Source organism: Aurantivibrio infirmus, from assembly GCF_054767315.1.
Window position 1 is genome coordinate 92,107 of the sequence record NZ_BAAFSK010000006.1, and the last position, 22,852, is coordinate 114,958.

Annotated in this window: 20 protein-coding genes and 1 riboswitch; of the genes, 3 read left to right on the forward strand and 17 right to left on the reverse strand. The window is 43.2% G+C overall.

Annotated features, from left to right (window positions below; translation table 11 throughout):
• Window positions 1-8: 8 nt before the first annotated feature.
• From ACYUCY_RS14180 to thiD, 16 genes are all read right to left on the reverse strand, one after another.
• Window positions 9-1,499 (reverse strand): PepSY domain-containing protein, encoded by a 1,491-nt coding sequence (locus ACYUCY_RS14180; RefSeq protein ID WP_460227171.1) that lies wholly within the window; start codon window positions 1,497-1,499, stop codon window positions 9-11.
• A gap of 41 nt (window positions 1,500-1,540) precedes the next feature.
• On the reverse strand, window positions 1,541-2,296 hold the full coding sequence (locus tag ACYUCY_RS14185) for a hypothetical protein (RefSeq protein WP_460227172.1): 756 nt from the start codon (window positions 2,294-2,296) through the stop codon (window positions 1,541-1,543).
• 153 nt (window positions 2,297-2,449) lie between these two features.
• Window positions 2,450-4,348, reverse strand: a complete 1,899-nt coding sequence (locus ACYUCY_RS14190; protein ID WP_460227173.1) for an outer membrane protein assembly factor BamB family protein — start codon at window positions 4,346-4,348, stop codon at window positions 2,450-2,452.
• 105 nt (window positions 4,349-4,453) lie between these two features.
• Complete coding sequence (locus ACYUCY_RS14195; protein ID WP_460227174.1) at window positions 4,454-6,322, reverse strand: outer membrane protein assembly factor BamB family protein; 1,869 nt, start codon at window positions 6,320-6,322, stop codon at window positions 4,454-4,456.
• A gap of 152 nt (window positions 6,323-6,474) precedes the next feature.
• Window positions 6,475-6,996 carry a TrmH family RNA methyltransferase gene (locus ACYUCY_RS14200; RefSeq protein WP_460227175.1) on the reverse strand — a complete coding sequence of 174 codons (522 nt, stop codon included), beginning with the start codon at window positions 6,994-6,996 and terminating at the stop codon, window positions 6,475-6,477.
• 18 nt (window positions 6,997-7,014) lie between these two features.
• Complete coding sequence (locus tag ACYUCY_RS14205; RefSeq protein ID WP_460227176.1) at window positions 7,015-7,521, reverse strand: GNAT family N-acetyltransferase; 507 nt, start codon at window positions 7,519-7,521, stop codon at window positions 7,015-7,017.
• Window positions 7,522-7,614: 93 nt separating this feature from the next.
• Window positions 7,615-7,896, reverse strand: coding sequence for a hypothetical protein (locus tag ACYUCY_RS14210; protein WP_460227177.1), 282 nt, complete (start codon window positions 7,894-7,896; stop codon window positions 7,615-7,617).
• Window positions 7,897-8,025: 129 nt separating this feature from the next.
• Window positions 8,026-8,880, reverse strand: a complete 855-nt coding sequence (locus ACYUCY_RS14215) for an SPFH domain-containing protein (protein ID WP_460227178.1) — start codon at window positions 8,878-8,880, stop codon at window positions 8,026-8,028.
• Between the two features lie 10 nt (window positions 8,881-8,890).
• Entirely contained in the window at window positions 8,891-9,355 is a 465-nt protein-coding gene (locus tag ACYUCY_RS14220; protein WP_460227179.1) for an NfeD family protein, read from the reverse strand.
• A gap of 330 nt (window positions 9,356-9,685) precedes the next feature.
• Complete coding sequence (parE, locus tag ACYUCY_RS14225; protein ID WP_460227180.1) at window positions 9,686-11,569, reverse strand: DNA topoisomerase IV subunit B; 1,884 nt, start codon at window positions 11,567-11,569, stop codon at window positions 9,686-9,688.
• Between the two features lie 42 nt (window positions 11,570-11,611).
• Window positions 11,612-12,190 carry a YqiA/YcfP family alpha/beta fold hydrolase gene (locus tag ACYUCY_RS14230; RefSeq protein ID WP_460227181.1) on the reverse strand — a complete coding sequence of 193 codons (579 nt, stop codon included), beginning with the start codon at window positions 12,188-12,190 and terminating at the stop codon, window positions 11,612-11,614.
• Window positions 12,191-12,268: 78 nt separating this feature from the next.
• Entirely contained in the window at window positions 12,269-13,087 is an 819-nt protein-coding gene (gene cpdA, locus ACYUCY_RS14235; protein ID WP_460227182.1) for a 3',5'-cyclic-AMP phosphodiesterase, read from the reverse strand.
• A gap of 18 nt (window positions 13,088-13,105) precedes the next feature.
• On the reverse strand, window positions 13,106-13,600 hold the full coding sequence (locus ACYUCY_RS14240; protein ID WP_460227183.1) for a DUF1249 domain-containing protein: 495 nt from the start codon (window positions 13,598-13,600) through the stop codon (window positions 13,106-13,108).
• Window positions 13,601-13,652: 52 nt separating this feature from the next.
• Entirely contained in the window at window positions 13,653-14,264 is a 612-nt protein-coding gene (locus ACYUCY_RS14245; protein WP_460227184.1) for an NUDIX domain-containing protein, read from the reverse strand.
• 2 nt (window positions 14,265-14,266) lie between these two features.
• Window positions 14,267-16,222 (reverse strand): phosphomethylpyrimidine synthase ThiC, encoded by a 1,956-nt coding sequence (thiC, locus tag ACYUCY_RS14250; RefSeq protein ID WP_460227185.1) that lies wholly within the window; start codon window positions 16,220-16,222, stop codon window positions 14,267-14,269.
• A gap of 73 nt (window positions 16,223-16,295) precedes the next feature.
• The gene (thiD, locus tag ACYUCY_RS14255) at window positions 16,296-17,123 is read right to left on the reverse strand and encodes a bifunctional hydroxymethylpyrimidine kinase/phosphomethylpyrimidine kinase (protein ID WP_460227186.1); all 828 of its coding nucleotides are present in this window, start codon (window positions 17,121-17,123) and stop codon (window positions 16,296-16,298) included.
• A 127-nt stretch (window positions 17,124-17,250) separates the two neighbouring features.
• Window positions 17,251-17,377: riboswitch (TPP riboswitch) on the reverse strand.
• A 233-nt stretch (window positions 17,378-17,610) separates the two neighbouring features.
• On the opposite strand from thiD, the gene ACYUCY_RS14260 reads away from it, so the two are divergent.
• Window positions 17,611-19,053, forward strand: a complete 1,443-nt coding sequence (locus tag ACYUCY_RS14260) for a TolC family outer membrane protein (protein ID WP_460227187.1) — start codon at window positions 17,611-17,613, stop codon at window positions 19,051-19,053.
• 116 nt (window positions 19,054-19,169) lie between these two features.
• Here the strand turns inward: ACYUCY_RS14260 and waaA are convergent, their stop codons facing one another.
• A complete protein-coding gene (waaA, locus tag ACYUCY_RS14265) occupies window positions 19,170-20,444 on the reverse strand; it encodes a lipid IV(A) 3-deoxy-D-manno-octulosonic acid transferase (RefSeq protein ID WP_460227188.1) in 1,275 nt (424 codons plus the stop codon).
• 269 nt (window positions 20,445-20,713) lie between these two features.
• On the opposite strand from waaA, the gene ACYUCY_RS14270 reads away from it, so the two are divergent.
• On the forward strand, window positions 20,714-21,952 hold the full coding sequence (locus ACYUCY_RS14270) for an FAD-dependent oxidoreductase (protein WP_460227189.1): 1,239 nt from the start codon (window positions 20,714-20,716) through the stop codon (window positions 21,950-21,952).
• Window positions 21,953-21,963: 11 nt separating this feature from the next.
• Entirely contained in the window at window positions 21,964-22,779 is an 816-nt protein-coding gene (locus ACYUCY_RS14275; RefSeq protein ID WP_460227190.1) for an aldo/keto reductase, read from the forward strand.
• Window positions 22,780-22,852: the final 73 nt, after the last annotated feature.

Sequence of the window (22,852 nt, forward strand, 5' to 3'; positions counted from 1 at the left end):
ATGCGGAATCATCGCGAAAATAAGCGCCTAAAACCCAAATATGTCCCGGTCACCGTTCCAAATGTAACGCCTATCAAGCCGAGCCACATCATAATATCCCAGATTGGGCGCACCCTGATCAATCCTGAAAAATCACCTTGATGAAGTGCCGAAAAAATCCAACGATAAACTCTTTTTTGTTTATCAAGATGAGACGCTAACTCGCCAGTCTTTGCGTTTAGATAAAGCCGCGTTTGTTCTTCGTCATTAAGAATGATGCGGTAAACAGGCAGCTCTTTAACACCGTGAAGGCTGTAATAGTAGGCGTCTTCTTGCTCTAGTAGTTTAGCGCTGCTGATTTCTCTCCCGACACTCGCAATACGAGATAAGCTTTCTAACTCGTTGCTGCCAATATTGGATAGGGCAAAATGATTATTCAAAATCGTAGTACCGCTATAACGTTGATAAAATCCCTGCTTATCTATCATCAACAGATATAACTTTCCTAACAGAGTGTAAGCTTCAATTTTGACAACACCTTCCGGCAATTCGACTGTGGCTAAGGCGTCGAGAAATCGTTCAAGATCATTTGTTGCTAAGGGGATACCTTGCAAGTTATTTCTTTCAGTGTTTCCGCCACTAAAATCGATCATATTCCAAGGGTTCATGGAAAAAAGCCCGCTCGTCACCCAGGTAAGAATTAAAATCCCAATGGTCAATCCGGAAATATGATGCCAATACATTAGGCCCCTATACGGAGAAACAGAGGACGGAGACAGAGACTTCGACGATTTACGAGATCGAATCTGGCGAATACCTAGATATAAACCCAATACAGTTAGGAAGATGCCGAGGATTGATAGGTAAATTACAACTTGCGTCCATACCTCATCGTGCTGCCTCAACACCGTGGGATAAAGCCAATGGGGAATCGCACCAAGATAATTCCAAAAGCGTTGTTGACCCGTCGTTGCCTGAATAACTTTTCCGGTAATCGGTGAAATATACCACTGCGTTTTTTCTGGATCGTTCGCCGCATAGAAATAGAAAGGGCGATGGCGCTGATAGAATCTTGTCACCGTCCACTGGTCTTGTTCAACTCGACGCTTGTTCTCGACATCTCCATCAATGTTCATTTGCTGAATGTATGACGCCGCAATAGTGTCAGCCTGCTGTTGAGAAATATTTTCTACTATTTCACCCGAAGTTAAATTAACAACGGGGTTTTTGAATCCAGAAGCGAATATGCGCATTACTGGATCACCTGACATCATTTCAATGGTAAAACGATTTATATCGACGAGCTTCAGTGAAGACAAGGAAGTAGAATCACAACAGTTTTTGAGATTGATAATCGGCAGAGATTGCAATTCATGTTTTTTATCTATTCCCGGATAAGGCATATACATCATCACGAAACCCGATAAACACCAGATCACCATGATCAAACCCACCGCGATACCTAGATATCGGTGCAGCCAAACGCAATAGCGGAAGAATTTAAATGAAGCTCGTCGCACCGAAATGTTTTTCCTAGTTATTTTTGGAAAAAAGTGTTGAATCAGAGAATTGCCCTAATTATCCATCCTATGCCGACAGCGATAGTCACGCCGGCAATCCCAATGGTTAACATACGTATTGATTTATTATTACGCTGAAACCCCTGCATTGCTGCGGCAGCTAATACTGAATAGAGCGTCATCGACAAGGTTGTAGCGATACTAAACAGCAATAGATAAATTATCGCTTGTTTGAATTCAACCAACAGAGTGATTGGGATTAAGGCTAGTACCGGTGCTGATCCCGCTAAACCATGCAAAGCGCCCATCGCCGTAGGTAAATGTTGATGGTGTTTTACGGCGACGTGATGAGTATTATTTTTATTATCTATGTGCGAATGTTGGTGGTTGTGCCCTTCGTGGTTTTTTTCATGATTTTTTTTATGACTTTTTTTATGCTCATGGCTATGCAAATGTCCATGAGCCTTTTCTTCGATCCGCACATGCTCAAGGGGTAGATGAGCATGGAATCTCGTTGCCGCTCGCATGGCCCAACATCCAAGGATGATTAACGCGAGGCCGACAAAACACTCGCCCCAAACAACGATTTTTTCTGGGACTTTTATATCCAACCACGCTAAAACACCACCAGCTAAAACTACCACGATGCCATGCCCCAGGCCCCAACGAGCACCATAGCTAGCCGCTGCTTTTAACTTGGGTTTAAACCCGGTGAACACACTGACCGCTACCATATGGTCTACTTCAACCGCATGAACTGAGCCGAGTATTAGCGCTGTAAGATAGGCATTAAACATTAGGTATTTCTAGGAACAAAAACGCAATGATACGCGCTCATCGAGAAAAGCTCACTTTATTGTGCATTTATTTTTTTTGGAAACTCGAAGCAAAAAAACACCGCAAAGTGCGGTGTTTTTTTTTAGCTTTCGCGATGGTGAATTGCGGACTATTTATTTGCCGTCAACAGAAAAAACCAACAACACATTGCCATCTTGTCCTTGCTTACTGTCGCCGCCACCCATGCCTCCGGCATTCATAATTCCACCGTAGCCTGAATTGACAAAAACTTTTCCGTTGGCAATTGTCGGGCCGGTTGCGTTAATCGAACCGCCGTGAACGTCTAGACCATTGATGGACTTAAATACCTGCGTAGTATCGAACTCCCACAGCAGCTTTCCGTCTTCCGTAGAATATGCGCGAAACATTCCTTGTAGATCACCGGCGAATAGCGCACCGGGCATCACACTAATTGCCGCAGAGATCCCGTTGTTACAGCGTCTTACTTCTGGCCCACATTTGGGTGCTGGCGTATGCCAACGTTGTTCACCGGTGGCGATGTCTAGAGCCGTTAAACCCGGTTTTCTCAAGGTCGGATTAAATACAGCGGTGTCAGTAACCGGCACATAAACGGTTTTATCATCAGCGGCAGAACCCCACTGAATTCCGCCTAAGGCACTGCCTTCACCAAGCTTTTTCTCCCAAGCAATTTTTCCGTTGTCGTTAAGATCTACCGCATACATGATGCCAGATTTTTGGCCAGCCAATCCGTAGGATTTGTCACCGACATTTCTGACGATAACGGAACTTCCGAAATCAAAATCAGGGCCAAGTTCTTCAGGACAATTTGCATGGCCGCCCCGACCGAAACAACCAACGAGAAAATTGTCGTTCTCGGTAACTTGGTTTTGCCATACGATTTTTCCCGTATCGAGTGACATTGCCACTATGGAATCGGAACCTTCTTCTTTTACGTCGGTGTAAGAATCACCCGTCGCCACATAAAGTAAATTGCGTTTCGCGTCGATTGAAGGAGATGACCAAATGGCAGCACCGGCAGGACCGAACATCGGTTTGCCGTTTTTATTGATGCGGTGCTGTTTCGGCGCTTCCGCAATAACATAAGTACGCCAATCGATCTTGCCGGTTTTTAAATCGAGCGCGACAACGTTGCCACGAAAATGACAGCACTCATAATCTGGGTTGACCGCCGCGGTTTCTTCGAAAGAAGACATCGAAACGTATAGTTTATCTTTGTAAACAATCGGCGCCGCTGTTACGCGCGCTTCCGCTAATTCGCCCACTTGTGTTTTCCACAAACGTTCGCCGGTTTGCAAATCGAGTGCGTGAATAAATCGATCCGTCGTACCCACAAAGGCACCATATTTTACTGGCGAGGTTCCAGGAATGGGGGCAACGACAACAGTTGCTCGAACTCCCGCATCAGGATCATAAACCCATTGCGTACAACCCGTATCAGCATCTAATGAGTAAACTCGTCCGGGTGCAGCGGCAACAATAATTTGATTACCAACTAAGGTGGGCTGACTATTATGACGACCATTCGGATACGCAAAGGTCCACTTCACTTTTAATTTTTTAACGTCTTCAACACTCAGACCCGGATCTGGCTGATAACGTGTGTTTTCTAAATCTCGACCCCAACCATTCCAATGGACATTTTCAGCGCTGAGTGGCTCAGGGCCTTTCGCGCAAGAATTTATTTTCCAATTAGGATCAATAATCGATCCGGTCGGTAATTTTGCCGTTACATACACCGCAATACTTTTAACTTCGTCTGCGTCTAGACCGGCGGTGTGCGGATACATACTACCTTTGGTTAGGGCATTAATAACGTAGTCGGCTGAACGCAATTCCAGCTGGCGGCGTGGCGGAACGTAATCTTCGGGGTTGTTGTGACATAAAGCGCAGCGCTTTTCATAAAGCGGTTCACCTTGCGCGCTAAGGCTTTCTAACTCAGCAGTATCATTTTGTGCGAAAACCGGTACGGCCAATAGACCAAGACCCGCAAAAATACTTGCCTTTTTAAATACTTTTTTTGCAACTAACACTATTAAATTCTCCATAGCTTTTTAAAAAACCTCTTAATCATTAAGAGAGATCTCTTAGTTTTTTATTCGCAATCTACGAACTTTAATTTCGAATAAGGTTAAATTTTATTTTCCATCGACACTATAAACTAGCAACACATTTCCTGGCTGACCTTGAATACCGCCATAGCCAGAATTGACGAATAATTTTCCTTTCGCAAAAGTGGGTCCGGTTGCATCCATCGAACCGCCACTCGCACTGATTCCGTTTACTGTATCGACCCGCAACTCATTCATATTCACGCGTAATAGCTCTTTGCCATCTACTGTAGAATAAGCGTGAAATATTCCATTCAATGTTCCGGAAAAAACCGCTCCGGGAATAACTGAAATAGCCGAAGAGTGTCCATTTGTACACGTCATTCGATCTCCGCGAATTGAGCACTCCCCTGCTAAAGCCGGCGTATGCCACCGCAATTCCCCAGTGACAATATCGAAAGCCGACACGCCTGGTCTTCGATTTTCGGGTGGAGCGATGCTATCAGAAATTGCTGTGTAAATCTGTTCGCCATCGCTTGCCGAACCCCACTGAATTCCGCCCCTTACTGAGCCAACCCCAGGGCGCTGCTGCCAAACAATTTCGCCTTCTTTATCTGGGTCCATCGCATAAATAATCCCAGACTTTTGGCCAGTTAAAACCAGGGTTTTTTGCTCTCCGTCGGCGCTTTTGTAGTTATGGATTATCGGTGTGCTGCCAAAATCGAAGTCTGGACCAAGATTTTCAGGGCAGTTAGAGTGCCCCTCTCCAGCACAGCCAATGACATAATTATCTTCTTCGGTAACTTGATTGCGCCACATCATTTTTCCGGTATTAACATCAAAAGCGACGACGGCGTCCGATCCACTTTCTACGACGTCGGTATAAGAGTCTCCTGTCGCCGCATAAATCAACTGCCGTTTTTCATCGTAGCTCGGCGCCGACCATATTGCCGCTCCGGCGGGGCCGTACATCTGAGTTCCGGTTCGGCTTTTCCGAAAAGGTTTTGCTTCTTCATCAAGAGTGTAAGACTTCCAGAGCATTTTTCCATCGCTGCGATCTAACGCAACGACAGAACCACGAAATGTGCAGCATTCATATTTTTCATCTCGCGCGGCGGCTTCTTCGAGGGAAGATAAAGGCACAATTAATTTTTCACCGGCAATTATCGGCGCGCCGGTAATCCCGGATCGAGAATGCGTTTCAATATTCTTAACCCATAACGTTTTACCGGTATCAATATCTAAAGAATAAACATTGCGATCACGTGTTCCAACATAAGCGGTGTATTGCGGAGGGTTGGTATTAGGAATTTTTCCAACCACGACACTTGCCCGCGCCCCGCTGTCCACTTCCACCGCCCAGTGGGTGCAACCGGTATTCGCATCCAATGAAAAAAGTAAACCCGGTCTGCTCGCAACGAACACACGATCACCGACAATTGTTGGCTGGCTATTGACTCGGCCACTGGGATAAGCAAAAGCCCATTTAACTTTTAATTTGGATACATCTTCTGCTTTTATTTTTGTATTTTCTTGAAACCTAGAACCGAGTACATCACCAGCCCAACCATTCCAATGAAAATCGTTTTCTGTAATTGGCTTTGGTTTGAAAGAACAATAATTAATATCCCAATCGTCGCCTTCATGGCTTTCTGCATTTAGCGGTTTGCCGGTTATATACATTGCGATAGATTGGATTTGCTGCTCAGACAAACCTTGCGCTTGCGCCTGCATCGCGCCATTACTCAAGGTTTCAATGACGAAGCCGGGAGAACGAAATGAAAACGTGGATTTCGGTGGTGTGTAGTCTTCAGCTTGGTCATGGCAGGTTGCACAACGCTGTTGGTAAAGTGCTGCGCCCTGATCACTCGATTGCGCTGATAAAACCGAGGAGTAAAAAACAGAAAGGATAAGCGTAGAAAATCCACAACCGAGTGAACGAAAGTACATTTTCATTTTTATGACACCATGAATTTAAGGGGCGAGGTTCTAAGGCCGTTATTGTTATCAAGTGTAGCGAAATAGATTGTCAAACAAACTAAACATTTAATAAACTCAGATCACCTTAGCTTTACACTAATTAATCGTTTCGCTTGGCATATAGGGGCTTACAATAAGGCTTTATATTTTTGCAAAATCACGTAGCTCGCAATTGAACAAGCATTAGCAACATTCATTGAAGAATTGGCGCCTAACATGGGGATATGGACCACGCTATCGGACATGTCGAGTAAAGGCTTTGATATGCCATTTTTCTCAGAGCCCAGCACTAGACACACTTTACTGCTTGAATTCACCTCCAGTTCCGCAACATCAATACTTTTATCAGTAATTTCCAAACAAACAATTTGATAGGCCTGATTTTTTAGCTCTTCAATTATCGCCAAGGGATCTTGATGATATGAATAGGCGACATATTTCTCACTAGATCTAGATGTTTTTTTTATTTTTTTGTTAGGTGGGCAAGGAGATGATCCCGACAAATATATTTTTTCTATACCTAATGCGTCTGCGATACGGAATAAACTACCGACGTTTTCAGGAGTAGTAAAATCATGAGCGAGAAATACTAGCGGAGATAGGTTCTTTGTTGGCTTATGTTGTTCGTGGTTTTTTTGGATGTGATCCATAAAATATTCTAATCTGATTTACTTATCGTTCTGAAATACATAACTAAAACTAAAATTGTCTTGCGGCTCATCGCTTTGCATTTGATAAACAATCCATTTTTTCAACAACCCCTCTTTTTCGAAACCGCACTTTTCCAAAACCCGAATAGATCCCGTATTCTCAACTGCGCAGGTCGCCCAAACACGAATAATATTCGGCATCGCACTTAAAGTTTCTAGCATTTTCTCTAACGCTTGACTAGCGACACCTTGACCCCAATATTTCTGGTCGATCACATAACCGACTAACGCTTTATGTTCTTCAATAATCGCTTTTATATGACCAACAATAGACTTAGTACTCGCATCGACGATATGAAAAGCCAGGTTTTCACCAACGAGTAATTTATCTAAATAAACTTGCGCATCTTGAAGGCTTTTTTGCGGAACAGCCCTCAAATACATAAAATTATCTGGATTACTTCCCCAGGAATTATATATTGAGGCTGCGTCATTTTTCGTAATCACTTGCAGATCAATTTTCATGGCAACGTACATCCAAAAGACACGTGGTGCTGAGCGTGGTGAATTCTGCGGAAGCCTTACTTTTTTAAGGCTGAAGCATATTTGAGCGCCTTGTTATTCTTCATTACTTCTAATGTGGCTGTCTTCCGCCTTACTCTTTTTCTTAAAATATTTTACTCGTAGAAATTCGTAAGTGGTATATATCGTTGCAATTGCACAAACAATACTGGCACCTGCACAAAGAAAGAATAATCCCAGCAGGCCAATTTGGTAACCCATGAATGCAAAGAAAGCTGCCAGAACAGTTGCGAATAATTCTGTCAATATTGCTTCTATGCCAAAAGTAATTGGCAAATCAGGGTTTTTAGAAAAATAATGATTTACCTTTATTTTCATGTGCCACCCCTTAAAAACATAACATTCTTAATATTTGATGTGCTTAGGGATTCGAAAAATCCGACATCTAGATTTCAAATAATAAATGCCGGATTTTTATTGGACTGCAGACTCTAGCCGAAATAATTTTTATGCTTTACCACTAATCATACCTTTAAAGGCATTAGCAAGATCCGCAGGGTATACAACTGTTTTACTGTTTGTCGAGGTTGAAAGCTCGGTCATCGATTCGATATATTTTTCACCCAGCAAATACATTACCGGTAGATCTGCATCTTTCTCTATCGATGCGGCAACCAACTGAATAGATCTCGCTGAAGCGTTTGCCAAAACAATTTGTGCTTCACCATCACGCTTTGATGCCTCGAGTCGACCATCAGCTTCTAAAATAGCCGCTTGCTTTTCACCTTCCGCTTTGGTTACCGCCGCGCGACGCTGTCTTTCCGCTGCGGCCTGCTCTTCCATCGCTTGCTGCATAGTGTTTGACGGGCGAATATCTTGAATCTCTACAGTCTTCATGATGATTCCCCAATCAGAAATATCATCCGATATGGAATTTTTTAATTTTGCTTTAATCTGATCCCGTGATGACAAAGCCGAATCCAGTGCCATTTCACCAATGATGGAACGCAGTGCGGTTTGAACCAGATTTTGAATCGCAATAATATAATTCTCAACACCGTAAACAGCTTTTTCCGGGCTAACGATATTGATATAGGCCACAGCGTTGGCAATGATCACCGCATTGTCTTGAGTAATAACATCTTGCGACGGAATATCTAAAACAATATCTTTAGTTGTGACTTTGTAGGCCACAGAATCCATATAAGGAATAATAATATTTAATCCAGGCGTTAAAGTTCTGTGATACTTACCAAGCCGCTGCACAACATCTTTACGGCCCTGCGGAACTGTTCGAACACCTTTAAGAATGGTGACAATAATTACCAGTACAAAAAAGATTCCTAAGACTAAGCCTTCCATATTCTTCCCCTTATTTAGAAATTTTTACAATGAGATCATTACCACTCGTATCAATAACAGATACTTTATCGCCGGCACTGAGATTTTCCTCGCAGATAAAACGCCACTCGTCTTCGCCTAACAAAGGCGCGGGAAACCGTAAGGTACCTCGCGAAGAATCGGCGTTGTAATCTAAGACGGTACCGATTTTTCCAAACAGTGCTTCTAATGCCATCCCAGAATTGGTTTTATCTTTCATTTTTGGTGAAACAAATTTAAACCAAACAACTAGACAAGCAATTGATAAAACGCCCCAAATCGCTAACTGCACTGCAAAAGGGATGGGAAATATCGTCATCAACACACCAACGGCAAGTGCGCTGGCACCAAGCCATATCATGAAAAAACTGGGCACGACCATTTCCAGCCCTACCAGCAACAGCCCAAAGGCCAGCCAGTGCCAGTATTGAACACCTGAATTTAACCAATCGACCATCTGAATGCCCTCCAGTCTTGTTGTTATTTTCGAGTTGTGTTTTCGAGTTATTGCGTTGAACAATTATTCTTTCTGAACTAATTGAGCGCAAATTGCTTTCACTATAACCGGCATTAGCGCCGAAAAAGAATCAATTTACCCCAATTAAGTGAAAGCGCGATGCCTCACAAGAATATATGCAAGAAATCGCGCATGCACGAAAACCACTATAATTTATTACATGTAATTTTACAAGAAATTACATGTAATAAATTATAGTGGTTTGAAATAATGCAAGCTATTGTTTTATAAGATATTTTCTTTATTATTTTTATCGCTGAATGCGGAAAATCAGATTTCCGCCATATCACCTTTGGTTTCAAGCCATGCTTTACGATCAGATGCGCGTTTTTTAGCCAAAAGCATGTCCAGCATTTGATTGGTGTCATCACCAGAATCAATCGTTAATTGCACCAGACGACGAGTATCAGCAGCCATTGTGGTTTCGCGAAGCTGAAGTGGGTTCATTTCGCCAAGCCCTTTAAAACGTTGTACGTTAACTTTGCCCTTCTTTTTCTCCGCCTCAATACGATCCAAGATGCCCTGTTTCTCGCTGTCATCCAGCGCATAATAAACATCTTTACCAATATCGATGCGATACAAGGGAGGCATAGCTACATAGACATGTCCGGCCGTAACCATGGCTTTGAAGTGTCTAACGAATAAAGCACAGAGTAGGGTGGCGATGTGAAGGCCGTCGGAATCGGCGTCGGCGAGGATACAAATTTTGTGATAACGAAGATTATCGAGATTGTCGGAGCCTGGCTCCACTCCCAAAGCAACAGAAATGTCATGAACTTCTTGAGAAGCCAAGACCTCTTGGCTTTCAACTTCCCAGGTATTTAAAATTTTTCCACGCAAGGGCATGATGGCCTGAAACACTCTATCTCGCGCTTGTTTTGCAGAACCACCCGCCGAGTCACCCTCAACCAAAAACAGTTCACCCATCGAAGGATCATCTGAAGAACAATCAGCGAGCTTGCCCGGCAACGCTGGACCAGAAGTAATTTTTTTACGAACAATTTTTTTACTGGAGCGCACTCTTTTTTGTGCGTTGTTAATACAAAAATCGGCGAGCTTATCGCCTTCCTCTGTGTGCTGGTTTAGCCAAAGACTGAACCCGTCTTTCGCGACACCGGAGACAAATGCTGCGGCCTCTCTGGAAGATAAACGCTCTTTAGTTTGGCCAGAAAATTGTGGGTCAGATAATTTGGAAGATAAAACATAACTACAATTATTCCACAAATCATCCGGCGCCAACTTAATTCCACGAGGAATTAAATTTCTGAATTCACAATACTCTCGCATCGCATCCATTAAACCTGTTCGCAAACCATTTACGTGCGTTCCACCTTGAGCGGTTGGAATTAAATTTACGTAACTTTCTTGCGTTAGCTCTCCGCCTTCTGGTAGCCATTGGATCGCCCAGTCTACAGCCTCTGTTGCGCCCGCAAAGCTTCCCACGAAAGGCTCAAGCGGAAGACATTCCCAGCCATGAGTTGCCTGTACCAAATAATCTTTTAAGCCGTCTTCGTAAAGCCACTCATCTTTCTCACCGCTTTGCTCATCTTCAAAGGACACACTGAGGCCTGGACATAACACGGCTTTAGCACGTAATACATGTCGCAAACGAGATACCGAAAATTTTGGCGAATCAAAATATTTTGGATTAGGAAAAAAACGAATACTAGTGCCGGTATTTCTTTTCCCACAAGTATCAATAATCTCAAGTTCGCTCGCCTTATCGCCGTTCTTAAATCCCATGCGATAAACGTTGCCATCGCGCTTAATAGTTACCTCTAAAATTTTTGACAACGCGCTAACGACTGAAATACCAACGCCGTGTAAACCACCAGAAAACTCATAATTTTTATTCGAAAATTTTCCACCTGCATGCAAGGTACTAAGAATAACTTCAACACCAGGCTTTTTCTGTTCTGGGTGCATATCGACGGGCATGCCTCGGCCATCGTCGTTTACCGTTATCGACTGATCTTTATGAAGAATGACTTCGATTTTTTTAGCAAAGCCCGCTAGCGCCTCATCGACACTATTATCAATAACTTCCTGTGCGAGATGATTCGGACGCGTGGTGTCGGTATACATGCCCGGTCGTTTTCTTACCGGCTCTAAGCCTGTTAGGACTTCAATATCTTCTGCGGAATAATTTGCCATAGCTCTCTTAAAATTTATTGGAGGTTGAAATTTTTTGAATTCTTATTGTGCAGTAAAAAAATCGAATATCCTCGGCAACCATTGTTCAAAATTCTGGAAACTATGGTCGCCGCCTTGCTCAATTGTTTTTAAGCAATGCTCGTATTTTTTTACAGCTTCACGGTAATCAAGGGTCTCATCGCCGGTTTGCGCCATCAACCAGTAATTTTCTGGCAGGGCAAGTGACTCAACGTTTATGGAGCGCAATGATTCCATATGTGTAGTGTTAAGTCGATAAACTTCTTCGGTATGGTAGTTTTTTAGATCGGTATCGATGTAGGCTTTTATTAACTCGAAGGGCCTAATTGCAGGATTCACTAATACGGCTTTCAAACCATACTTTTCAACTAAATACGTTGCATAGAAGCCGCCGAGGGAACTACCGATGATATATATCGGCTCTGAACGATGGGACTGAACAATACCTTCGAGTGTCGATATTGCGTCATCCGGATAAGCGCTTAAGGCGGGACAGAGGTATTTAATTGAAGGCTGATGTTGCTCGCACCATGTCTCGACTTGTTGTGCTTTTTCGGACGCGGGCGAACTTAAAAAACCGTGGATATATAACAACACACTCATGGGGAATAGTTAGCTCACATGCCTCGGCAGGAAAAATCAAAAAAGCGCGTTGCCCTTCATCAAACCAATTCTTGATAGTTAATAACCATCAGAGGTAAATTCGATCGGGTAGTTTTTCTCCGCAATACGAATCACTTCAGTATTGAAACTTCCGTCGGCTTTTAGCTCAAAATAACGGTAGCCTGGCATTTTGCTATCAATCGCAAAATCATCGCTATTTGGTTTAAATTGAATACAGGTAGAGGGTGTAGACATTAATTGAATATCGCCCTTCGAAGCGGAAAAATCTTGATGCACATGGCCCCAAACGACGGCACGAACATTAGAGTATTGTTCAAGGATTTTAAAGAACGCATAATCACTGCGAACTTTTTGATTATCAACCCAAGCACAACCAACAGCAACAGGTTGGTGATGCATGAAAATAATTACATTAAGATCTCGGTTATTTGCCAGTGCATCATCAAGGACATTCAGCTCAGGCTCACTTAAATTGCCATGTGTATGACCTGGCACTTGGGTGTTTAACAACACCAACAACCAATTACCTATTACAACTTCCTTAACTAATGAATCGTGATTCATCGCTTGATTCATATCTTCAGGTGAATCATGGTTACCCGGCAACCATGCAAATGCTGAATGCTCAATACCGCTGGATTGAATAACCGAAAGAAAACGATCGTAAGTTCTAGAACCACCATTATTAGAAATGTCACCGGTAACCAATAACAAATCAAAAGCATCTTCATGAGCTTTCACATGATCAATGACATCATGCAAACTCTCGTTGGTATTGAGCCCAAGCAGTATTTCGTTGTTGCTCGGCCCCACGTGGCAATCGGTTAATTGCAAAATGCGAATTGTGCGGTCTGGATCTTTGATGCTTACTTCCACGATGAACTCCGTCCCGTGTCAGGATTTTCCATTAATGCCTAAGCTGCTCAATTGAACGTCAGATCGACCTTGAGCTTGGCAAGTCGTTAACCAGTCGCGCAGGAATTTATTTAACTGCGCTTTTTCGTCATTGTGATACATATGGTGATTGGGGTATTCATAACGCTGGCGCAAACGCCGATGATTATTCCAGGCAACCACTTCAGCTAAACGCGCATCATGATACAAACAAACGGTGATGTGAGGAAGCTTAGTCCATGATAGCGCCCACGCTGGCACTGCTTTCGTTTGTTTGATTTTTAAGGTCGTTGTGTAAGGCGCTCTATCAATCACCTCGACCTTCATCTCTCCATTTACTCGCTCATTGCCAACAATAAAATTCCACTCATTCTGCTCTTTATAGCTCGGTAATAATTTTAACAAGCGCACATAATTAGCTTCACATTCAGCCAAATGTTCTGAAAAGTCGACTTTATAACGCGCTTTTTGCCTGCTTTTTTCTATTACCGGCATTTATTTCTCTCTATTATTAAAACCAAGTTTCGCTTACTTCTTTTTGGCTGCATTACTGCCGTAAGCGCGAGTGATTTAATTGCAGCCACTGTAAACAAATCAATGTCGCTGCGTTATTAAAACGGCCGTCCAACAAGGACCCGAAGACTTCTTGTGCTGGGAAAACACAAACTCGAATATCTTCACCTTCGGAAGGTAAACCATATACACCGCCCGCATTGCTTAAATCACAAAAGCCACAGTATAGATGCAATTTCTCATCAGTGCCGCCGGGACTAGACAAATAATTACAAATATATTCAAACTTGTCGGCAGTCACATTGGCTTCTTCTTTTAGTTCCCTAACGGCAACCTGCTCTGAAGACTCACCGCTTTCTACCATTCCCGCAACGACTTCAAGACACCAAGGCCCATAGTTTTCTTCGAGTGCACCAATTCGAAACTGTTCAATTAATCCGACCAAATCATTGGCGGGATCATAGAGAATAATCGCAACCGCTTCACCGCGAACAAATAATTCACGATGAATGGATTCACTCCAGCCACCGGCAAATAATTTGTGGCGAAGTGATATTTTATCGAGACGAAAAAATCCAGAATAAGCTGCGTCTCGCTCAATAATTTCAACGTCGCGATTATTATAGGTTGGATCGTCGATAGGCATAGTTATTCTACTAATTCCGATTTTTCGGATTCGGTGTTTTTATCGGTCTTAGACTTAATATAAATTTCACTACCCTGTTGTTTGAACTCTTGAGATTTCTGCTTCATTCCTGCCTCGACATCAACCAATTTCACAATGGACTCATCTCCATCTTCAAGCTTAGCTGCATATTCACGAACATCTTGAGTGATTTTCATTGAGCAAAATTTTGGTCCGCACATTGAACAAAAGTGCGCAACTTTAGCAGACTCTTTCGGTAAAGTTTCATCGTGATAAGACTTTGCAGTGACAGGATCCAAGCCTAAATTAAATTGATCTTCCCAGCGAAATTCAAAACGCGCTTTTGATAAAGCGTTATCACGTAATTGTGCTCCCGGATGTCCTTTCGCAAGATCAGCGGCATGGGCGGCAATTTTATAAGTGATAATGCCTTCTTTGACATCTTCTTTGTTTGGCAAACCTAAATGCTCTTTCGGTGTTACATAACACAGCATTGCGCATCCGTACCAGCCAATCATCGCGGCACCGATACCCGAGGTGATGTGATCGTAGCCTGGAGCGATATCTGTGGTTAACGGTCCGAGTGTATAAAATGGCGCTTCGCCGCATTCTCGTAATTGCTTATCCATGTTTTCTTTAATCAAATGCATGGGCACATGGCCTGGGCCTTCGATCATGGTTTGCACATCATTTTCCCAAGCAATCTTCGTTAATTCACCCAGTGTTTCTAGTTCTCCAAATTGCGCTTCATCGTTGGCATCAGCGATAGAACCAGGACGCAAACCATCACCTAGAGAAAAACTGACGTCGTAGGCTTTCATGATTTCGCAAATATCTTGAAAGTGCGTGTAAAGAAAATTTTCTTTGTGATGTGATAAACACCACTTCGCCATAATTGAGCCACCGCGTGACACAATGCCCGTCATGCGTTTTGCTGTTAAGGGTACATAACGCAATAGCACACCGGCATGAATCGTAAAATAATCAACACCTTGTTCAGCTTGCTCAATTAAAGTATCGCGGAAAATTTCCCAGGTTAAATCTTCTGCAACACCATCGACTTTTTCTAGCGCCTGATAAATTGGTACCGTACCAATAGGCACGTGCGAATTTCGTAGAATCCATTCTCGCGTTTCATGGATATTTTTACCGGTTGATAAATCCATTATCGTATCGGCACCCCAACGAGTCCCCCACGTTAGCTTTTCAACTTCATCTTCAATGGAAGAACCTAATGCGGAATTACCAATATTACCGTTGATTTTAACTAAAAAATTTCTGCCAATAATCATTGGCTCTAATTCTGGATGGTTTATATTCGCAGGAATGATTGCACGACCTCTGGCAATTTCATCGCGTACAAACTCAGGGGTAATTTCATCCGGAATCGCTGCGCCAAAAGATTCTCCTGGATGCTGATGTATTAGATCCTCATTATTTTTTTCTGCTAAAGCGCGAGCCTGCTGCAAGCCCATGTTTTCGCGAATCGCTACGTATTCCATTTCTGCAGTGATTATCCCTTGTCTTGCATAATGCATCTGCGACACATTTTTTCCTGATTTTGCTTTTAGTGGCTGTCGTAAATGCTCAAAACGCAATGCTGATAATTTAGCGTTATTTAATTGTTGAATAGCAAAATCAGAAGAAGCTTGGCTTAATGTTTCCGTATCATTTCTCGCTGCAATCCACTCACTACGAACATCAGGTAAACCTTTGCGTAGATCGATAGCGACATTCGGATCGGTATAAGGACCAGAAGTATCGTAGACATGAACCGATGCATTTACTTCGCCACCAAATTCTGTCGGTGTGTCTTGCAAATGAATCTCACGCATCGGCGCTTTTAGATTATGGTTTTGACCTGCAACATACATTTTATTTGAGCTGGGAAAAGGCTGAATGGCATCTTGATTGACTTTATCGTCTTTATCTAAAAATTTATTAGTCGTAGTTTTCATAGTATTTCCTTTAACCAGCCTGTTAATAATCGCGGAGAAAAATTGAGTGTGCAGAATTTAAGTAGTCGAATTTTTATTGCATTTCGTATAAGTGATTTACTGGTCCATTTCCAGAGCCAATATTAATACGATCTGAGAATTTTATTGCGTCGGTCACGTAGCGTTTTGCACCAGACACCGCATCCAACAAAGATACACCTTTTGCTAAATTTGCGCATATCGCGGATGACAAGGTGCATCCCGTACCGTGAGTATTTTTAGTATCTATTCGTGGTAATGAGAAAACATGCTGAGTGAATTTGCCTTCAGTTTTGTGAATCATCACATCGGTCGATTCATCTTCACGCAAGTGGCCGCCTTTTAACAGAACAGCCTGACAACCCATAGATAATAGGCGCTCGCACTGTGTTTTCATTTGGTCAGAAGTTTCTGCAATATTTTCATTTAATAATGCGGCTGCTTCGTCAAGATTCGGAGTCACTAATGTTGCGAGTGGAAATATTTTTTGTGTGATTACATCCACAGCATTTCGGTCTAATAAAGCATCGCCGCTGGTCGCCACCATCACTGGATCGCAAATAATTGGAATGTTAGGAAATCGTGCCAACACTCTTGCAACGACTTCAATAATTTCAGCACTGTAAAGCATACCGAGCTTGATCGTATTAACAGGCACGTCACTCAAGACTGATTCGACCTGCTGCTGAACACTTTCTACCGGTACTGGCCATACGCCACTAACACCAAGAGTATTTTGTGCAGTCAGCGCAGTGATAACGGCGCAGCCATAAACGCCATGAGCAGAAAAGGTTTTTAAATCTGCCTGAATGCCTGCGCCGCCACTGGGATCGCTACCGGCTATCGAGAGCGCAATCGGCGTGTTTGGTTTATGATTTGCCACGGAAAAGCTCGCCATCATCAGAATAAAGTTTTGACGCTCTCTATTCTTGGGAAAATGATTAAGGTGACGAAATAACAAGAGGGGAGCTAATTTTGTAGGCGAGGCTTAGCAAAAAAACACCCACGATAATTAACTAAATCTCGTTTCCTACGCCAGCACTAACCGGATCAGGTTCGCGGGTATTTCTCAGCCTGAGATCTATTAATTAACCCATTAATTAAATAGTAGATTCACATGCACCCCGACAAGATCTGTCGCAGTCTAGAGAAGCTAAGAGTCGCTGTAAAGCGGAGACCTAGCAAATACCACAAAGTAAATCAGCGTGTTTAGGCAATTAGCTCTAACCTAATACCTCGCAAACTATGGCCTGGGGAAGCACAAAAAATTAACAGATTTTAACCCCGCTGCTAGTCCACCAACTCGACCCTCGCGACGTTAATAGGATAAACTCTGGCCTGCATTTTATACCTTAGGGATAAACCTCTCGATGATGATCTCAGCAATACCCTCAGTGAAGAAAACACTCTACGCAATTGGCACTAGCTGCCTATTCGTGATTAGCCCCTTATCCAGCGCAGACTCCTTGTTGGAGATCTACCAAAAAGCATTGGAAAACGATCCACAGCTGAAAGCCGATAAGGCGAATTATGACGCGGGTATGGAGAATAAGAAGATTGGGCTTGCGGGTTTGTTGCCCTCGATAAGCGGAAGTGTTGAGCACGGTAGAAGCGACCAAGAGTCTGATGGTCAGACTTTCGCTGGAGGTATACCAGTCGGGGGTGGTGGACGCAGCAAAACCGATACCCTGAGCACAAATTATTCAGTTTCCTTAACTCAACCATTATTTGACATGGGGGCATGGTACAGCTTTCAAAGAGGTGGGGTGCAAAGCGAATCTGCAGAGGTGCAATTTGAAGCAGATCAGCAGAGTTTCATAATTCGCGTCGCAGATGCCTATTTTAACGTGCTTCGAGCGATCGATGGCTTGGAAACAGCTACCGCCGAGCAACGCGCTAATGAATCTCAACTCGAACAAGCGAAGCAACGTTTTGAAGTTGGGCTGACACCAATAACCGACGTACACGATGCGCAAGCTGCATTCGATGGCGCTAGAGCCACTACTTTGGATGCCCGAGGACAAGTAGGTATTGCCTATGAGGCCTTGGAGGTTCTAACAGGTTCAGCCGAAGACGCGGTGCTGCCCCTCTCTGGAGACTTCCCGGTAACCAATCCGACACCTGCTTCACGCAGTGACTGGGTCGACTTCGCTTTAGAAAACAACTACGCATTGAAATCTGCAAAACTAAACGCGGAAACTTCTCGACTCAACGCAAAAGTAAGCGCTAGTCGGCATCTACCCACCTTAGGCCTATCTGCAACTTACTCGGATAGAGATTCCGAAAATGATAGAACGGCTTATGCCACGAACCCTCCATCTAGCTCCAAATCAACATCAGATTCAACATCAGAAACAACATCCATTGGAGTGAGATTAAGCATCCCTATTTATTCTGGCGGCGGAACCTCAGCTCAGCGTCGACAAGCTTACGATCAATACTTGCGTGCACAAGAGCTTTATAACTTACAACAACGCAACACCATTCAATCTGCGCGCTCTTTGCATTTATCAGTAGAGACTTCAGTCGCGACCGTGAATGCACGGCAACAACAAATTATTTCCAGCACTAGTGCCTTAGAGGCAACGCAGGCAGGTTACGATGCAGGTACACGAACCTTGGTTGATGTTTTGCTCGCGCAACGTACTTTGTATCAAGCGCAACGTGCTTATTCAGATGCTTTGTATAATTATATTTTGAATACCTTGCGTTTGAAGGAAGCCGCCGGAAACTTAAGTCCAGAAGATATTATTGAATTGGATCGCGCATTGGATGCTGCAAACCCAGCGACGCGCTCTAGCTTCGAGCAGTAAAAATTTCAATTAACTACTAACGAGTAATAAAAAAGGAGGCTTATAAAGCCTCCTTTTTTATTATCGGATGATGAACGCTTTCGTCAACCGCCTAATTTTTTGCTATTCAGCTTAAATTACCTAGTAAGAGTAGCGGCAATTAATATGAGTAGTTTATTTAGCGCACCCTTATTTTTTTCCGCGATAGTGTGAGCCTTTCTCCCCATTTCTTCACGCGCTAATTTATCTTCTGCTAACTGACTTACCTTTAAATACAACTCTTCTTTTGAGTCAGCAATTACCATAGCATTCTCTTCTTGCAGCAATTTTGAAACCTGCAAAAAATTATGCACGTATTTACCAGAAATTATTGGCAAGGCCCAAGCCGCAGGTTCCATTAAGTTATGACCGCCTACTGGAACAAAGCTGCCGCCTATAAAGGCTAAATCCGCTGCACCGTATAGCATCAATAACTCTCCCATAGTATCGCCAAGGAGTACTTCAGTTTCATTATTAATTTTTTGAGAATCACTTCGACGTTGAACCCTTAAGTTTTTTTCCTTGGCTAGTTGGGCAACAGCGTCAAACCGTTCAGGGTGGCGAGGCACTATAATTAAAAAAAGTTTAGGGAATTTTTGTTTTAAATCTTGGTAGGCATCCAAAATAATTTCATCTTCACCGGGATGCGTGCTAGCCGCAATCCAAATAACTTTCTCACCTTGCTGCGTAATTTCGTTTTTTAGGATTCGGGCCTGCTGTTTGATCTGTTCACTTATCTCAAGATCAAATTTAATATTACCAATTACTTGGCAACAATTTGGGAGCACGCCCAATGCCTTGATACGCTCCGCATCTGCTGGGTACTGCATCGCGGCTAGTGATATTTTTTCTAACGCGGGCCCAATCAAAGAAGATATCTTCTTGTATCCTTTCGCGGATTTTTCTGACAATCGTCCATTCGCGAGTATGACCGGAATATTCTTTTGATAGCAAGCAGCAATAGTATTTGGCCACAGCTCCGTTTCCATAATAATTAGCGCGGCAGGCTGAATTTTATTGAGAAATCGAGTAACACAATCAGGAAGGTCATAGGGAGCGTAAACATGAAAAACCTGACCCCCGAAAATTGATTGCACTTGCGCTGAACCGGTGGGTGTTGTGGTTGTAATGACAACATTGCAAGCTGAATTTTCCGCCATGATTTTTTTTATCATCGGCACCGCTGCCAAGGTTTCGCCAACAGATACCGCATGTACCCAATAAACATTCTTTCCCAATTCTGGCGTCGCAAACAAAGCAAAACGTTCTGCCCATCGCCGCCGATAATCTGGGGCCTTCATTGCCCGCCATAACAAGCGCAATAGTATTATTGGTACCAGAAGATAGAATACAGAGGAGTACAAAAAACGCATGAAACTTCCAAGTTTTTAATTAGAACAGACATCAAAACCGCTATTTATCAAACCGCCTTCCTTAATCACTGCGACTCGATTTTTGAATAAGATAGGAAAAATTGTATCGATATCTTTATACTATGCGAAACCTCAGAACATAGCTGCTGGGAATTAAACCGGATTGTTCACAGCGAGTAAACTATTAGCTCTATTTATCTTCGAGCCTACTTCAACGCTAAACCAGCGCTACATCCACAAACGCTAAAATCAATAGTGCATAGATCGATATGAATGACGACACCCACAACCAAATAGTAGATCTTGATATTGCAGTCATTGGCGGCGGTATCGCCGGACTGTGGTTGATGAATCGTTTGATGAGCGAGGGCTATCACTGCGCTTTATTCGAAGAAAGTGCTTTAGGCAGTAATCAGACTATCGCTTCGCAAGGCATGATTCACGGGGGGATTAAATACACCCTCAGCGGCGCACTTAGTAAAGCGTCAGAATCAATTGCCGATATGCCCGACTACTGGCAGAGATGCTTGCGCGGCGAAGGCGATGTCGACCTGCAGTCAGCAAAAATATTGAGCGACCATTTTTATTTTTGGTCAAGTGATGGTGCCGCCTCAAAGATGACGACTTTTTTCGCCAGTAAAGCCGTTCATGGCCGCGTTAAAAAACTGTCGCGCGAAAAATTTCCCGACGTCCTTAACCACCCTCAATTTTCTGGGAACGTTTATCAGTTACGCGATATCGTCTTAGATGTTCCCAGTGTCATTCAAAGTTTAGGCGACAATATTAGCGGCAGCGCGCACTTAATTAACGACTACAACTCATCTTGGCAATGCAATGATAATGGCGAAGCAGAACTACTCATCAGCAATGATCGCGAAGCCATCGTTGTAAGAGCGAAACAATTCATACTAACGGCGGGAAGAGGTAACGAGGATATTTTGGCGCAATTAGGCCTAGAAACACCTGAGATGCAATTGCGCCCCCTCCATCAGGTTTGGATCAAGCATCGCCTACCTTACCAGGTATTTGGTCATTGCCTCGGTGCAGACAGTACGCCACGATTAAGTATTTCAACTCACCCTTGCAGTGACGGATCATTGGTATGGTATCTCGGCGGCAGTATTGCAGAGGAGGGTGTCGATCAATCACCCGAAGATGTTATCAATGCCGCAAAAAATGAAATCGCAGATTTATTCCCCTGGTTAGATCTTAGCGATGCCGAGTGGCAAGCAGTGCGCGTTGAGCGCGCTGAAGCAAAACAACGGCAGTTTTTGCGTCCCGATAAAGCCTACATAAAGGCGGCACCTAAATTAAACAACGTCCTTGTCGGCTGGCCGACAAAACTCACCTTAGCTCCCAACTTAGCTAATGAGGCTTTGAGTTTATTAAAGAAAAATAAAATTGTGCCCAATAGCGATTTAGGCGCTAAAGAAAATAGAGCAAAAACGTCTTCGCTACTTCAGTCTTTTCCCAAACCACCCGTCGCTGTTCCTCTTTGGGATAAGTAGTACTGACGCTTATGCATAATTCGCAATCACTTCCACTGAATCACCTTGGCGCTACCGACATCCAAGTCAGTGCTTTAGGTTTGGGAACAGTGAAATTTGGTCGTAACCAAGGTGTTAAATATCCGAGCGGATTTTCTCTGCCTAGCGACAAAGAAATAGCGGATATTTTGGCAGTCGCCCAACAAGGTGGAATTAATCTTCTGGATACGGCACCCGCTTACGGCACTAGTGAAGAGCGTTTGGGTAAAATATTATCAGGCTCGCGACAAAATTGGATTATTTGTAGCAAAGCCGGAGAAGAATTTATCGACGGAATTTCTACATATTATTTCACACCAGAAAAAATTCACGCCAGTGTTGAGCGAAGCTTGAAACGATTGAAAACCGATTATCTTGATATTGTATTAATTCATTCCGACGGTAGGGATGTTGAGATCATTCAGCAAGGCGCACTAGAAGCACTAGACGACCTAAAAAAACAAGGCAAGATTCTAGCGACGGGCATGTCGACGAAAACTGTTGAAGGTGGGATTTTAGCGGCAAAACATTCTGATTGCGTCATGGTGACATACAATTTACAAGATAGTAGGGAAAAATCGGTGATTGATTATTGTTTTGAAAACAATAAAGGCGTGTTACTAAAAAAGATTTTTGCCAGCGGGCATATTCAGAGTAATCAAGCAAATCAACAGGTAAAATCCCCACAACAACAAACGATGGATTTTATTTTTAAACAAAAAGGAATTAGTAGTGCTATTGTTGGCAGCATTAATCCAAGGCATATTTTGGAAAATATTAATGCTGCCTGTAATAGCCTAAAGAACTAGAATGTTCGCTTTAATAAAAAACCAAAAAAACTAGGCTATCTATAATAGGGGGGGGCGCTGTCTTAGCATCTAT

What these genes read in the sequence shown, in the direction of transcription:
- ACYUCY_RS14185 (WP_460227172.1), bottom strand. Translation starts at nt 2,296, where the DNA reads ATGTTTAATGCCTATCTTACAGCGCTAATACTCGGCTCAGTTCATGCG.
- ACYUCY_RS14195 (WP_460227174.1), bottom strand. Translation starts at nt 6,322, where the DNA reads ATGAAAATGTACTTTCGTTCACTCGGTTGTGGATTTTCTACGCTTATC.
- ACYUCY_RS14200 (WP_460227175.1), bottom strand. Translation starts at nt 6,996, where the DNA reads ATGGATCACATCCAAAAAAACCACGAACAACATAAGCCAACAAAGAAC.
- ACYUCY_RS14205 (WP_460227176.1), bottom strand. Translation starts at nt 7,521, where the DNA reads ATGAAAATTGATCTGCAAGTGATTACGAAAAATGACGCAGCCTCAATA.
- ACYUCY_RS14210 (WP_460227177.1), bottom strand. Translation starts at nt 7,896, where the DNA reads ATGAAAATAAAGGTAAATCATTATTTTTCTAAAAACCCTGATTTGCCA.
- ACYUCY_RS14215 (WP_460227178.1), bottom strand. Translation starts at nt 8,880, where the DNA reads ATGGAAGGCTTAGTCTTAGGAATCTTTTTTGTACTGGTAATTATTGTC.
- ACYUCY_RS14220 (WP_460227179.1), bottom strand. Translation starts at nt 9,355, where the DNA reads ATGGTCGATTGGTTAAATTCAGGTGTTCAATACTGGCACTGGCTGGCC.
- parE (WP_460227180.1), bottom strand. Translation starts at nt 11,569, where the DNA reads ATGGCAAATTATTCCGCAGAAGATATTGAAGTCCTAACAGGCTTAGAG.
- ACYUCY_RS14230 (WP_460227181.1), bottom strand. Translation starts at nt 12,190, where the DNA reads ATGAGTGTGTTGTTATATATCCACGGTTTTTTAAGTTCGCCCGCGTCC.
- ACYUCY_RS14240 (WP_460227183.1), bottom strand. Translation starts at nt 13,600, where the DNA reads ATGCCGGTAATAGAAAAAAGCAGGCAAAAAGCGCGTTATAAAGTCGAC.
- ACYUCY_RS14245 (WP_460227184.1), bottom strand. Translation starts at nt 14,264, where the DNA reads ATGCCTATCGACGATCCAACCTATAATAATCGCGACGTTGAAATTATT.
- thiC (WP_460227185.1), bottom strand. Translation starts at nt 16,222, where the DNA reads ATGAAAACTACGACTAATAAATTTTTAGATAAAGACGATAAAGTCAAT.
- ACYUCY_RS14260 (WP_460227187.1), top strand. Translation starts at nt 17,611, where the DNA reads ATGATGATCTCAGCAATACCCTCAGTGAAGAAAACACTCTACGCAATT.
- waaA (WP_460227188.1), bottom strand. Translation starts at nt 20,444, where the DNA reads ATGCGTTTTTTGTACTCCTCTGTATTCTATCTTCTGGTACCAATAATA.
- ACYUCY_RS14270 (WP_460227189.1), top strand. Translation starts at nt 20,714, where the DNA reads ATGAATGACGACACCCACAACCAAATAGTAGATCTTGATATTGCAGTC.
- ACYUCY_RS14275 (WP_460227190.1), top strand. Translation starts at nt 21,964, where the DNA reads ATGCATAATTCGCAATCACTTCCACTGAATCACCTTGGCGCTACCGAC.